Raw genomic sequence first — 13,762 nt, 5'->3', positions numbered from 1 at the left:
TTCGTTGGCATAGAGAATGCTGTTCCTAACATAACTTGCTCTGACTTGGATGCAATGAGAACCCTCGTTTAAGGAATCTGACTGTGGCAAAAATTATTGCGGTGACAAACCAGAAAGGTGGGGTGGGAAAAACCACTACCTGTGTCAACTTGGGCGCGTCATTAACAGCAACTAAGCGTAAAGTGCTGGTTATTGATTTAGACCCTCAAGGCAATGCCACGATGGGCAGTGGTGTCGATAAACACAGTTTGGAGTTGTCGGTGTATGACCTGCTTGTGGGAAATGCACATATCTACGATATCATTCAGAAGCAAACGCCGGCCGGTTATGACTTAATTCCTGCCAACGGTGATTTAACCGCAGCGGAAGTCGAGTTATTAGACAGTGATTTTAAAGAGTTACGTCTTCGCAATACCTTGAACGACGTCAGGGAATTGTACGATTACATTTTGATCGACTGCCCACCTTCATTAAACATGCTAACGGTGAATGCGTTAACTGCAGCCAGTGGTGTGGTGATTCCGATGCAGTGTGAATATTATGCATTGGAAGGGTTGAGTGCTTTGATGAGTACCATCCAACAGATTTCTGAACGAGTGAATCCTGCATTAAAAGTGGAAGGCATCATTCGAACCATGTTTGATCCACGCAGCAGCCTTACCAGAGACGTTTCCGAACAGCTAAATGAATTTTTTGGCGACAAGGTGTATACCACGGTTATACCCCGAAACGTTCGTTTGGCCGAAGCGCCGAGTCATGGTTTGCCTGTCATCATGTATGACCGCCACTCTAAAGGTGCCAAATCCTATTTGGCGCTGGCCGGTGAGATCAATCGAAAAACCAAAGAAGAACGAGACGCCCTGATTCCTGCATAACTTAACGGCGGACAGGGATCAGGGACAGAAGCAAGCAAAGGTATAGAGTTTAACAATGGCAACTAAAAAACGTGGTTTAGGTCGAGGACTGGATGCGTTATTGGGCGCATCCGCGTCTAAATCCAACGTCGCTACGGAAGAATCTTCTCAGTCTTCTCTTTCTAAGGACGGAACCTTAACCCAAGTACCGGTGGAGTTTATTCAGCGCGGTAAATATCAGCCTCGAATGGACATTGATCCCGCCTCGTTAGAAGAGTTGTCCGCATCCATCAAAGCACAAGGTGTGATGCAACCGATTGTTATTCGTCCGATCAAAGCCAATGGCTATGAAATTATTGCTGGTGAACGTCGCTGGCGTGCGGCCCAAATGGCTGGATTGGATAAAGTGCCTGCGATCATTCGTGAAGTGGCGGATGAAGCCGCCATTGCGATGGCCTTGATTGAAAATATTCAGCGTGAAGATTTAAATCCGATTGAAGAAGCGCGTGCCTTGTCTCGTTTGCAAGAAGAGTTTGAATTGACTCAGCAAGAAGTTGCAGATGCTGTTGGCAAATCACGCACGGCGGTGACTAATATCCTGCGTTTGATGAATCTCGAAGACGAAGTCAAAACATTATTGGAGCGCGGTGATCTCGATATGGGTCATGCACGGGCTTTATTGTCTTTAGAATCACAGCAACAAATTGAATTAGCACGCAAAGTGGTTGCTGACAGCTTAACTGTTCGACAAACCGAAGCCTTGGTTAAAAAACTGTTAAGTGGTGAATCCGTCAAACCTGAATCCACTAAACGGGTTGATCCTGATATTACCCGTCTTGAAGAAACCTTGGCTAAACGATTAGGATCGCCAGTAAAAATCAGTCACAGTGACAAGGGCAAAGGAAAATTGACCATCAGTTATTCAAATCTGGATGAACTGGATGGCATTTTAAGTCACTTAAAGTAATCTATTTTGATTAAATCGAGACATTTTTTTCGTTTAATGTCTTAGGATTAGTGGGGTAAACGACCGTTTACTCCCTACATCTAGTGTTTGTATATTTAATGTACAAATTTCTGCTACATTTTTTCCCACAGTTGTTGAACCCGCATAGCAATATCAATATACTTTGCGAACCCAAAATCAGGGGTCCTGGAATCGGTCACCTGTTTTCGTGTTTAAGAATGAAGAATTTATTGGTTTGGTAGAGGATTTAGGCAGTATGCAGTCAACCATTCCAACCCCGAAAGTGGTGAGAATTGTCTTTGTTCAATGTGTTGTAACCTGCTTGATGGCAGGTTTATTTTTGGTTTTAAAACACGAAACTGCCGCATTATCTGCATTGTTTGGCGGCATGATTTATACGATTCCTAATGCGTATTTTGTAAGAAAGGCCTGGCAATATACTGGTGCCAGTCAAACGGCAGAAGCCGTCAGGTCTTTTTACAAAGGTGAAACATGGAAGATGGTATTATCCGCTTCATTATTTGGTTTGCTGTTTAAGAGTTTTCCGCAAGCTGACTTAATTGCCGTGTTTTTAACCTTTTTGGCAGCCATGATGTGCAACATCCTGGCGCCGTTATATGTAAAGTTTTGATAACTACTAACCTTTAGGACGTTGAGAGAAACTATGGCCGGAGACGCATTAACCTCTACCGAGTATATCCGACACCACTTGCAGAACCTGACTTATGGTCAAAAAGCAGATGGTACTTGGGGCTTTGCTCACACTGCTCAAGAAGCTTCCGATATGGGCTTTTGGGCGATCCACGTTGATTCCATGTTTTGGACATTGACGCTGGGTGTTCTTTTCCTTTTCATGTTCCGTAGTGTTGCTAAAAAAGCATCTACTGGTATTCCTACGGGCTTCCAAAACTTTGCTGAGATGGTTCTTGAATTCATCGATGACACAGTAAAAGGATCTTTCCACGGTCGTAACCCATTGATCGCACCTTTGTCTTTGACGATCTTCACCTGGGTTTTCCTAATGAACTTAATGGATTTGATCCCTGTTGACTGGATTCCACACGTGAGCACGATGTTGGGTATCCACTTCATGAAGGTTGTACCGACCACTGACCCGAACATTACATTGGGCATGGCACTGGGTATCTTCGCACTGATCATCTACTACAGCATCAAAATTAAAGGGATTAGTGGCTTCTCTAAAGAGCTTGGCCTACACCCATTCAATCACCCAGCTATGATTCCATTCAACTTGGTGCTTGAGCTTGTAAACCTAATTGCAAAACCTATTTCACTTGGCCTACGTTTGTTCGGAAACATGTACGCTGGTGAAATGATCTTCATCTTGATTGCACTTCTGTACAGCGCTGGCTGGGCTCTGGGTGCACTTGGTGGTGTATTGCAATTGGGATGGGCAATTTTCCATATTCTGGTTATCACGCTTCAGGCTTACATCTTCATGGTTCTAACCGTGGTGTATCTAAGCCAGGCGCATGAAGACCATTAATTAAAAACCTTAAACTTTAACTTAACTAACCTTTAAATTTAGGAGAAGAAAATGGATGCAGGTTTGATCTATATCGCAAGCGCATTGTTGATCGGTCTAGGTGCACTAGGTACTGCTATCGGTTTTGGTTTGCTAGGCGGTCGTCTACTAGAAGGTACTGCGCGTCAACCTGAGTTGGCTCCAATGCTTCAAGGTAAGATGTTCCTAATGGCTGGTCTATTGGACGCGGTTCCTATGATCGGTGTTGGTATCGCAATGTACCTAATCTTCGCAGTAGCTTAATTAATTTTTGGTTTACCCGAAATTTTTGGTTACCGAAAATAAATTCACTGTATTAGGGGTGTTGGCGTGAACATTAACTTGACACTGATTGGCCAAACTATCGCGTTTGCGGTTTTTGTCTGGTTCTGCATGAAGTATGTGTGGCCACCTTTGATGGCTGCCCTTCAAGAGCGTCAGAAAAAAATTGCCGATGGTTTGGATGCAGCAAATCGTGCTGAACGTGATCTGGAGCTTGCTCAAGAAAAAGCAGGGCAACAGTTACGTGAAAGCAAAGAAGAAGCTGCGCAACTAATCGAGCAAGCCAACAAGCGTGCAAATCAAATCATCGACGAAGCAAAAGAAGCTGCTCACGCAGAAGGCGACCGTATTAAAGCGGGTGCACAAGCTGAGATTGAGCAGGAAGTGAACCGTGCGAAAGAAGCACTACGTTCACAAGTAGCCGCGTTGGCAGTAGCCGGTGCAGCACAGATTCTTGAGCGCACTGTTGATGAAAGTGCACATAAAGAGCTGCTCGACAAACTTGCGTCGGAGCTATAAGCAGAGGTTGGTCAATGGCTGAATTAACCACACTAGCGCGGCCGTACGCAAAAGCAGCTTTTAAGTTTGCTCTTGAGAACAGCCAACTGGATCAGTGGTCAGCAGGCCTGGGCATGAGTGCTCAGGTTGTAGCAGACGAAGACGCAGTACGCGTTTTAACGGCGCCACAACTGACTGCCGACGAGAAAGCAAATCTGATTATTGATATTTGCGGTGACAAAATGACAGACGGGTTGAAGAACTTCCTGTCTGTATTGTCATCGAATCAGCGTTTGGCGCTATTGCCAGACATTTCAGCTTTGTTTGATAAATTGAAAGCCGATCAAGAACAGTCCATTGATGTAGACATTACGTCTGCATTTGATCTGGCGGACGACGAACAACAGAAACTGGCACAAGCATTGAGCCAGAAGTTCAATCGTGAAGTTAATGTATCTGGTCAAACAGATAAGTCATTAATTGGCGGTGTTGTCGTTCGTTCCGGCGATATGGTGATTGACGGCTCAGTGGCTGGACGACTCAAGAAGTTGGCCGAAGCGATCAATTCCTAAGTTGCCTTTGAGCATTGAGGATAAAAGCATGCAGCAACTGAATCCATCAGAGATCAGCGATATTATCAAGAAGCGCATCGAAAGTTTGGATGTTTCTTCTGAAGCCCGTAATGAGGGCACAATCGTCAGCGTATCTGACGGTATCGTACGTATTCACGGTCTAGCGGACGTGATGTACGGTGAAATGATTGAGTTTGACGGTGGTGTCTACGGTATGGCTCTTAACTTAGAGCGTGATTCTGTAGGTGCTATCGTATTGGGTGACTACCTAGGTCTACAAGAAGGTCAGAAAGCAAAATGTACTGGCCGTATTCTTGAAGTACCAACAGGTGAAGGTCTACTAGGTCGCGTTGTTGACGCACTTGGTAACCCATTGGACGGTAAAGGTCCTATCGAAAATGCAGTAATGGCTCCAGTAGAGAAAGTAGCTCCTGGTGTTATTGCTCGTCAGTCTGTTGATGAGCCTGTTCAAACAGGTCTTAAGTCAATCGACGCAATGGTTCCAGTTGGTCGTGGTCAGCGTGAGTTGATCATTGGTGACCGTCAGACTGGTAAAACTGCGATCGCAATTGACGCTATCATCAACCAGAAAGGTACTGGCGTTAAGTGTATCTACGTTGCCGTAGGTCAGAAGCAATCTTCTATCGCTAACGTTGTACGTAAGCTGGAAGAGCACGGTGCGATGGATCACACCATCATCGTTGTAGCTTCTGCATCTGATCCAGCATCTATGCAGTTCCTTGCTCCATACGCTGGTTGTGCAATGGGTGAATACTTCCGTGACCGTGGTGAAGACGGTTTGATCGTTTATGATGACTTGACCAAGCAAGCTTGGGCATATCGTCAGATCTCTCTACTTCTTCGTCGTCCACCAGGTCGTGAAGCATACCCAGGTGACGTTTTCTACCTTCACTCTCGTCTACTTGAGCGTGCGTCTCGTGTAAACGCGGACTACGTAGAAAAATTCACTAACGGTGAAGTAAAAGGTCAAACTGGTTCATTGACGGCATTGCCGATCATTGAAACCCAAGGTGGTGACGTATCTGCGTTCGTACCTACTAACGTAATTTCTATTACTGACGGTCAGATCTTCCTGGAAACTAACCTGTTCAACTCAGGTATCCGTCCAGCGATCAACGCCGGTCTTTCTGTATCACGTGTAGGTGGTGCGGCTCAGACTAAAGTAATTAAGAAACTAGGTGGTGGTGTTCGTCTAGCATTGGCTCAGTATCGTGAATTGGCAGCGTTTGCTCAGTTCGCATCTGACCTTGACGAAGCGACTCGTAAGCAGCTTGAGCACGGTCAGCGTGTTACAGAGCTTATGAAGCAGAAACAATACGCTCCACTAAGCGTTGCGGAAATGGCTGTGAGCCTATTCGCTGCTAACGAGGGTTACCTCGAAGACGTTGAAGTTCCTAAAGTTGTAGCATTTGAAGCGGCTCTATTGAGCTACGTAAATGCAGAACACGCAACTTTGATGGCTCAGATCAATGAGAAAGGCGATTACAACAATGACATCGCTGCTGGTCTGAAAGAAGCTATCGAGAAGTTCAAAGCTACTCAAACTTGGTAATTTTTGAGCTCACCGGGCTCTGATTAAAGAAGCAGCGGTGAGCTAAAAGTTATCCAGAAGTAGCCTGGATCAACGTTAAAAGGCAGTGACATCATGGCAATCGGAAAAGAGATTCGCACGCAAATAGGTAGTGTTAAGAGCACGCAGAAAATTACTAACGCAATGCAGATGGTTGCGACTAGTAAAATGCGTAAAGCTCAGGACAGAATGGCTTCCAGTCGTCCTTTCGCTGACCGTATGCGTTCAGTGATTGGTCACGTTGCGGAATCCAGTCCAGAGTACAAGCACGCTTTTATGCAAGAGCGTGAGGTCAAGCGAGTTGGCTATATTATTGTCAGTTCTGATCGTGGTTTGTGTGGTGGCTTAAACTCTAACCTGTTTCGTAAAGTGACCAACGATATGAAACAGTGGGTTGACCAAGGCGCGGAAGTGAGCCTTTGTACTATTGGTACAAAAGCACAAAGTTTTTTCCGTGGTTTGGGCGTAAAGATTGACGGCTCTGTTAATCAATTGGGTGATACTCCATCCATTGATCAATTGGTTGGTGCCGTTAAGGTTATGCTGGATGCGTATGCAGCTGGCGAAATTGACCGTCTTTATGTGTCATTCAACACCTTTGTGAACAGTATGACTCAGAAGCCAACGGTTTCTCAGTTGCTTCCTTTGCCTAAGGCAGAAGAAACAACTGAACGTGCTCACAACTGGGATTATATTTATGAGCCTGAAGCAAAAGAACTTCTAGAGAAGTTACTTCAGCGCTTTGTTGAGTCTCAGGTGTACCAGGCTGTTGTTGAGAACAATGCGAGTGAGCAAGCTGCTCGTATGATGTCAATGAAAAACGCAACCGACAACGCAGGTCAGTTTATTAAGGAGCTTGAGCTTCTTTATAACAAAGCACGTCAAGCGGCTATTACCCAAGAGCTTTCAGAAATTGTGGGTGGTGCTGCAGCGGTATAATGATCGAGGTGATCATTCATACGCTTGGCGATTGTAAACGAATATATTTGGTTAATGAGGAACCAATATGAGCGGACGTATCGTACAGATTATCGGCGCCGTCATCGACGTGGAATTTCCACGCGACAATGTACCTAGAGTGTACGACGCGCTGAAAGTTGTAGGCAAAGAAACTACGCTTGAAGTTCAGCAGCAATTGGGCGACGGCATCGTTCGTACCATTGCAATGGGTTCAACCGAAGGTCTATCTCGTGGTCTAGAAGTTGAAAACACTGGAGCTCCAATTGAAGTACCTGTGGGTGTTGAAACCCTTGGTCGTATCATGGACGTTCTAGGTGACCCAATCGATGAGAAAGGTCCAATCGGTGAGAAAGAGCGTTCAGCTATTCACCGTAAAGCGCCTTCTTATGAAGAGCAAGCAGCTTCTAACGAGCTACTTGAAACTGGTATTAAAGTAATTGACTTGGTTTGCCCATTCGCTAAGGGTGGTAAAGTTGGTCTGTTCGGTGGTGCTGGTGTAGGTAAAACTGTAAACATGATGGAGCTGATCCGTAACATCGCGATCGAGCACTCAGGTTACTCAGTATTTGCTGGTGTTGGTGAGCGTACTCGTGAGGGTAACGACTTCTACCACGAAATGACTGACTCAAACGTTATCGATAAGGTAGCGCTTGTATACGGTCAGATGAATGAGCCACCAGGTAACCGTCTACGTGTTGCTTTGACTGGTCTAACTATGGCTGAGAAGTTCCGTGACGAAGGTCGTGACGTACTATTGTTCGTTGACAACATCTATCGTTACACTCTTGCTGGTACTGAGGTATCTGCACTTCTAGGTCGTATGCCATCAGCGGTAGGTTATCAGCCAACTCTTGCAGAAGAGATGGGTGTACTTCAGGAGCGTATTACGTCTACGAAAGAAGGTTCTATTACTTCTATCCAGGCAGTATACGTACCTGCGGATGACTTGACTGACCCGTCACCTGCTACCACCTTTGCTCACTTGGACGCGACAGTTGTACTTTCTCGTCAAATTGCTGAGCTTGGTATTTACCCTGCGATTGACCCTCTAGATTCAACTTCTCGTCAGTTGGACCCGCTAGTTGTTGGTCAAGAGCATTATGAAATTGCTCGTGGTGTTCAGACAGTTCTTCAGCGTTATAAAGAATTGAAAGACATCATTGCGATCCTTGGTATGGATGAGCTGTCTGAAGAAGATAAGCAAACTGTATCTCGTGCTCGTAAGATCCAGCGTTTCCTATCTCAACCGTTCTTCGTTGCTGAGGTATTCACCGGTGCTCCTGGTAAATACGTTTCTTTGAAAGACACTATCAGTGGCTTCAAAGGCATCTTGGCTGGTGACTACGATTCAATGCCTGAGCAGGCATTCTACATGGTAGGCGCAATCGAAGAAGCAGTTGAAAAAGCAAAGACTATCTAAGTAACCGGTAAGAGAGGCAACTAACATGGCTATCACCGTACACTGCGATATCGTCAGCGCCGAAGAGACTATGTTCTCCGGCTTGGTGGAGTTAGTGGTTGCAGCCGGTAAAATGGGTGACTTGGGTATTGCCCCAGGTCACGCCCCTTTGCTGACTGAGTTAAAGCCTGGTCCTGTTCGTGTTATTAAACAGAACGGTGAAGAAGAAGTATTCTTCGTTTCTGGCGGCTTTATGGAAGTACAACCTAATCTGATCAACGTATTGGCTGACACAGCGGTACGTGGTGAAGAATTGGATGCTCAAGCTGCAGAAGAAGCTCGCGCACAGGCTCAAGGTGAACTTGAGAATCGAGGTGATGACTTCGAATACTCAGTTGCTGCGACAAAACTTGCTGAAGCTACGGCTATGCTTCGTACCATCTCCGAACTTCGTAAGAAGGTTGGTGGCGGTCACTAGTACCGGGCAGACGCATAAAAAGGTGACTTCGGTCGCCTTTTTTTATGCCTGGATTTTATCGGCTTGTGGTTTGTGATCGTGCGCTTCAGTCACAACTATGTATAATGATGCGATTACAAAATTGAGATAACCCTCAGCTATAGATTGGATCTATTCACATGAGTCTAAATGTCGTTGTTTTGGCAGCCGGTCAGGGAAGCCGGATGAAATCCTCCTTGCCGAAAGTTCTTCATCCTATTGCGGGCCTGCCTATGGCTCAGCGTGTCATCAATACCGCTCAATCTCTGGATCAGGCCGCTTCTAATCAAGGTGCTGTGCACGTGGTTATTGGTCACGGTGCAGAGAAAGTGCAAACGTCGCTCAAAGGCGATGATCTGCGTTGGTATCTTCAGGAAGAACAGTTAGGTACAGGCCATGCAGTACAACAAGCGTTGCCGGGGCTGGAAGGTCAATCAGGCGTTACTTTGATCCTTTATGGGGATGTTCCGCTGACACGTAAAGAAACGCTGGCGAAACTGATGCAGGAAGTGCAGGACAAAGATCTGGTGCTCCTGACATTAGATATGGATGATCCAACTGGTTATGGCCGTATAGTTCGCTCAGATGACGGTTTGGTTCAGGCGATTGTTGAGCACAAGGATGCAACGCCGGAGCAACATACCATCACTGAGATCAATACCGGGATCATGGCGGTTAAGACCGAACTGTTAGCTGAATGGTTACCCAAGCTTTCGAATGATAATGCTCAACAAGAGTATTATTTAACTGATCTGGTAGAGATGGCCGTTTCTGATGGGAAACGCGTTTCTGCGACTCAACCTGATTATGCTTGGGAAGTGGAAGGGGTAAACAGTCGGGTTCAATTAGCGGCATTGGAACGTATTTATCAACAAGTGCAGGCCGAAGAGTTACTCATTAATGGTGTGACCCTGATGGATCCTGCCCGTATCGATATTCGTGGCAATGTTCAGTGTGGTACCGATGTCACCATTGATGTGAATGTGATTTTGGAAGGGAACGTCGTCATTGAAAACGATGTCATTATTGAATCCAATTGCATCATTAAAGACTCGATTATCCGTAAAGGAACGCACATCAAAGCGAACTCGATGATCGATGAATCTGAGGTTGGAGAATCTTGTGATATTGGTCCGTTTGCGCGATTAAGACCAGGCACTAAGCTTGCTGCTAAAGCGAAGATTGGCAACTTTGTTGAGACCAAAAAAGCCAATATCGGTGAAGGCAGTAAGGTGAATCACCTGTCGTATGTAGGGGATGCCGAAATTGGCTCAGGTGTGAATATTGGTGCAGGCACTATTACCTGTAACTACGATGGTGTGAATAAGTTTAAGACTGAAATTGAAGACGGTGTGTTCATTGGTTCAAATACCTGTTTAGTTGCCCCTGTAAAGGTGGGCAAACTGGGTACAACAGGGGCTGGATCTGTGATCACCAAAGAAGTGGGTGAGGGTGAGTTAGCCATCGCTCGTGGACGTCAGAAGAATATATCGACATGGAAGCGTCCAACCAAACAATCCTAAGGTTGGTTGTTTGATACATCGCTTGTAAGGATCAAAGTGGAATAGGTTATGTGTGGTATTGTTGGGGCAATTGCTCAGCGTCCGGTAAAGGACATTTTAATCGAAGGTTTGAAGCGCCTGGAGTATCGAGGCTATGACAGTGCGGGTATCGCACTTCATCAAGGTGACCAAATTACACGTGTACGTGCCGCAGGTAAGGTGGCTGATTTAGAAGCGGCAGCTCAAGAGCTTGTTCAGGCCGGAAAACTCGATGGTAAGCTTGGCATTGCTCATACTCGCTGGGCCACACACGGTAAGCCGACAGAGCGTAACGCTCATCCGCACATTTCCTTTTCTGAGAATGATGGTCCTAAATTGGCGATTGTCCATAACGGCATCATCGAGAACTATGAAATCATCCGGGAAGAATTGAAAGCCAAAGGCTATGAGTTTACCTCGGACACGGATACCGAAGTAGTTGCTCACTTGTTAAATAGCCTGGTTACCTCTGGTTTAAGCCTGATGAACGCAGTACAAGCGGCGGTGGCTCAGTTTGAAGGCGCTTATGCTCTTGGAGTGATTGAGCTTTCGAACCCTGAACGTTTGATTTGTGCCCGTCTGGGAAGTCCGCTCGTTATTGGTATTGGTTCGGGTGAAAACTTTATCGCTTCCGACGCTCTGGCACTGCTTCAAGTCACTGATCGCTTTATTTACCTAGAAGATGGTGATGTTGCTGAACTGACTCTAGACGGCGTGTCTGTATTCAACAGTGAAGGTGAAGCCGTTGAATACCCTGTGACTAAATTTGAGCACGGTGTCGACTCGGCCAGTAAAGGTGAATACCGCCATTACATGCTCAAAGAAATTTACGAGCAACCTGAGGTTGTTAAGCACACCCTTGAAGGCCGTATCAGCCAGGATAAGCTCTTAGAACAAGCGTTTGGACCAAAAGCTGCCGAGCTCTTTGATCAAACCAAAGCGGTTCAAATTGTCGCGTGTGGCACCAGTTACCATTCTGGATTGGTGGCCAAATACTGGATCGAAGAACTTGCCGGAATTCCGTGTAATATCGAAGTAGCGAGCGAATATCGCTATCGTAAAACGGTATTGGTGGATGGCACACTCTTCATCACCATTTCCCAGTCGGGTGAAACCGCTGATACTCTCGCTGCTCTGAAAGAAGCGAAGAAGCGTAACCTGATGGGCAGCTTGGTGGTTTGTAACGTACCTGGCAGCTCGTTGGTTCGAGAATCTGACCTGTGTATTCTAACCAATGCAGGCCCTGAGATTGGCGTGGCGTCAACCAAAGCGTTCACTACCCAGTTGGTCTCGTTGCTTCTTATCACCATTGCTTTAGCTCGTCGTAACGGCTTGGCGGAAACAGCCGAAGCAGAATTGATTCGTCAGTTGCACAAGTTGCCTCAATTATTAGCGGACTCCTTAGAATTAGATGAAGCGATTCAGAAGGTGTCAGAGCAGTTTGCTGATAAGCACAATGCGTTGTTCCTAGGTCGTGGCATCATGTACCCGGTGGCTTTGGAGGGTGCGTTAAAGCTGAAAGAAATCTCTTACATTCATGCCGAAGCCTATCCTGCGGGTGAACTGAAACACGGCCCATTGGCGCTTGTGGATGCAGATATGCCGGTAGTTACCGTAGCGCCAAACAATGAGCTGTTAGATAAGCTACGTTCTAACCTTGAAGAAGTACGTGCCCGTGGCGGTCAGTTATTTGTTGTAGCAGACGATAAAACTGTCGGTCACTATTCGGATGACCACACCATTACCTTGAATGAAATGCATTCGATCCTTGAGCCGATTGTATTCACAATTCCATTGCAGCTACTGTCGTATCATGTGGCGGTTCTGAAAGGTACGGATGTGGATCAGCCTCGTAACTTGGCTAAGTCAGTGACCGTTGAGTAGAGCTTTAAGGTTTTAACAACACCCTCTCTTCTACGGAAAAGAGAGCCTATCGGCTCTCTTTTTTTATATCTGGATAAATACTGAATCTACCCAGCTCGCCGATTAATCACCAACCCGACAATCACCAACCCGCACGCCATCAGTTGATACAGATTAAAGCGCTCATCCAGTACCACAAAGGCAATTAACACGGTAAACACTGGAATCAGGTTTACAAAGGCGGAGGCTTGGGTTGCCGGTACGTGAGCCATCGCGTAGTTATACAGGCCATAAGCGCCGAGGGATACAAACACACCTAAGTAGAGGATGGAGCCGATAGCAACTAAACCAACCTCTTCAGGCATAGGGAAGTAGAAGGCCGGGCCGACGAAGAACAGGACGCCACTCCAGGCTTGTAAAGCGGTTAGGAAGAGGGCGGAGTAACGGGTGATCAGGTGCTTGACGATCAGGGTATAGCCCGCTGCACAAACCATCGCAAGAAACTCGAAGAAGTTACCCAGAATCGGGTTCGGTGCCGACTCGGTACTTTCACTGCCCAGACTCAAGATAATCGCGCCGATCATTGCCATCAGGAAACCAAACCACATGGTGCGATTCATTTGTTCTTTCAGTGCCAATACGGCTCCAATGGCCGTTAACAGAGGTAATAGCGAAGTCACCACGCCGGCTTGAGAAGCAGTGGTGTTTTGCAGGGCGATGGATTCAAAGATGAAATACAGGCACGGTTCCATCACCACCATGGCTAAGATGAACTTCCAGTCACCGGCCTGATATTGAATAGACTTCATCCAGCGCAGCAATGCCAGAAAGAACAGGCTGGCTACCAACATTCGGCCAAATAACACCTGAGATGGGTGTAAGACTTCAAAACTGATCTTCAATGCAATGAAGGAGCTGGCCCAGATAAACATGGCTAACACCAAGGCGATCAAAGGTGTTTTGGATGAGGATAAAACAGCTCGATTCATTTAAGTACTGATCCAGGTTGAAAACGGGCATCCTATGGCTTACTGAGTAACAGATCAATGAGATTTGTATGTCGTTTGGTAAACCCTGACCAATGGATCAATCTGTTTGGACTTTAATTGATCAATGGTCAAGAAATTCGAAGTCTTCTGTGCTATTGTGCCGCGCTTTCCATCCGGTCAGTAATTGATTCGGATCTTCAGTCTCAACGAAAACCTCAACAAAAT

Annotated in this window: 14 protein-coding genes; 13 read left to right on the top strand and 1 reads right to left on the bottom strand. The window is 46.1% G+C overall.

The genetic code is table 11. The annotated features are described in order from the left end of the window. The first annotated feature begins 83 nt into the window (after positions 1–83). From QQL66_RS17115 to glmS, 13 genes are all read left to right on the top strand, one after another. Positions 84–875: a ParA family protein gene (locus tag QQL66_RS17115; RefSeq protein ID WP_284383077.1), complete on the top strand. Its 792-nt coding sequence runs from the start codon at positions 84–86 to the stop codon at positions 873–875. A 55-nt stretch (positions 876–930) separates the two neighbouring features. Further along, complete coding sequence (locus QQL66_RS17110) at positions 931–1,821, top strand: ParB/RepB/Spo0J family partition protein (protein WP_284383076.1); 891 nt, start codon at positions 931–933, stop codon at positions 1,819–1,821. Between the two features lie 256 nt (positions 1,822–2,077). After that, positions 2,078–2,452 (top strand): ATP synthase subunit I, encoded by a 375-nt coding sequence (locus QQL66_RS17105; protein WP_284383075.1) that lies wholly within the window; start codon positions 2,078–2,080, stop codon positions 2,450–2,452. 33 nt (positions 2,453–2,485) lie between these two features. Further along, positions 2,486–3,328: a F0F1 ATP synthase subunit A gene (gene atpB, locus QQL66_RS17100; RefSeq protein ID WP_284383073.1), complete on the top strand. Its 843-nt coding sequence runs from the start codon at positions 2,486–2,488 to the stop codon at positions 3,326–3,328. 51 nt (positions 3,329–3,379) lie between these two features. Further along, complete coding sequence (gene atpE / locus QQL66_RS17095) at positions 3,380–3,610, top strand: F0F1 ATP synthase subunit C (RefSeq protein WP_284383072.1); 231 nt, start codon at positions 3,380–3,382, stop codon at positions 3,608–3,610. Between the two features lie 66 nt (positions 3,611–3,676). After that, positions 3,677–4,147, top strand: a complete 471-nt coding sequence (locus QQL66_RS17090) for a F0F1 ATP synthase subunit B (protein ID WP_284383070.1) — start codon at positions 3,677–3,679, stop codon at positions 4,145–4,147. 14 nt (positions 4,148–4,161) lie between these two features. Beyond that, complete coding sequence (locus QQL66_RS17085) at positions 4,162–4,698, top strand: F0F1 ATP synthase subunit delta (RefSeq protein WP_284383069.1); 537 nt, start codon at positions 4,162–4,164, stop codon at positions 4,696–4,698. Between the two features lie 28 nt (positions 4,699–4,726). Next, positions 4,727–6,271, top strand: a complete 1,545-nt coding sequence (gene atpA / locus QQL66_RS17080) for a F0F1 ATP synthase subunit alpha (protein ID WP_284383067.1) — start codon at positions 4,727–4,729, stop codon at positions 6,269–6,271. A gap of 93 nt (positions 6,272–6,364) precedes the next feature. Next, on the top strand, positions 6,365–7,228 hold the full coding sequence (gene atpG / locus QQL66_RS17075; protein ID WP_284383065.1) for a F0F1 ATP synthase subunit gamma: 864 nt from the start codon (positions 6,365–6,367) through the stop codon (positions 7,226–7,228). Positions 7,229–7,295: 67 nt separating this feature from the next. Further along, positions 7,296–8,669, top strand: a complete 1,374-nt coding sequence (gene atpD, locus QQL66_RS17070; protein WP_284383064.1) for a F0F1 ATP synthase subunit beta — start codon at positions 7,296–7,298, stop codon at positions 8,667–8,669. Between the two features lie 25 nt (positions 8,670–8,694). After that, on the top strand, positions 8,695–9,126 hold the full coding sequence (locus QQL66_RS17065; RefSeq protein WP_284383063.1) for a F0F1 ATP synthase subunit epsilon: 432 nt from the start codon (positions 8,695–8,697) through the stop codon (positions 9,124–9,126). Between the two features lie 158 nt (positions 9,127–9,284). Beyond that, complete coding sequence (gene glmU, locus QQL66_RS17060; RefSeq protein WP_284383062.1) at positions 9,285–10,667, top strand: bifunctional UDP-N-acetylglucosamine diphosphorylase/glucosamine-1-phosphate N-acetyltransferase GlmU; 1,383 nt, start codon at positions 9,285–9,287, stop codon at positions 10,665–10,667. A 48-nt stretch (positions 10,668–10,715) separates the two neighbouring features. Continuing rightward, positions 10,716–12,569 (top strand): glutamine--fructose-6-phosphate transaminase (isomerizing), encoded by a 1,854-nt coding sequence (glmS, locus tag QQL66_RS17055; RefSeq protein WP_284383061.1) that lies wholly within the window; start codon positions 10,716–10,718, stop codon positions 12,567–12,569. Positions 12,570–12,655: 86 nt separating this feature from the next. Here glmS and QQL66_RS17050 read toward each other — a convergent pair whose 3' ends face one another. Beyond that, a complete protein-coding gene (locus tag QQL66_RS17050) occupies positions 12,656–13,537 on the bottom strand; it encodes a DMT family transporter (protein WP_284383060.1) in 882 nt (293 codons plus the stop codon). Between the last annotated feature and the right edge of the window lie 225 nt (positions 13,538–13,762).

Source organism: Litoribrevibacter albus (genome assembly GCF_030159995.1).
GTDB lineage: Bacteria > Pseudomonadota > Gammaproteobacteria > Pseudomonadales > Litoribrevibacteraceae > Litoribrevibacter > Litoribrevibacter albus.
This window is presented reverse-complemented; position numbering and strand designations above follow the sequence as displayed.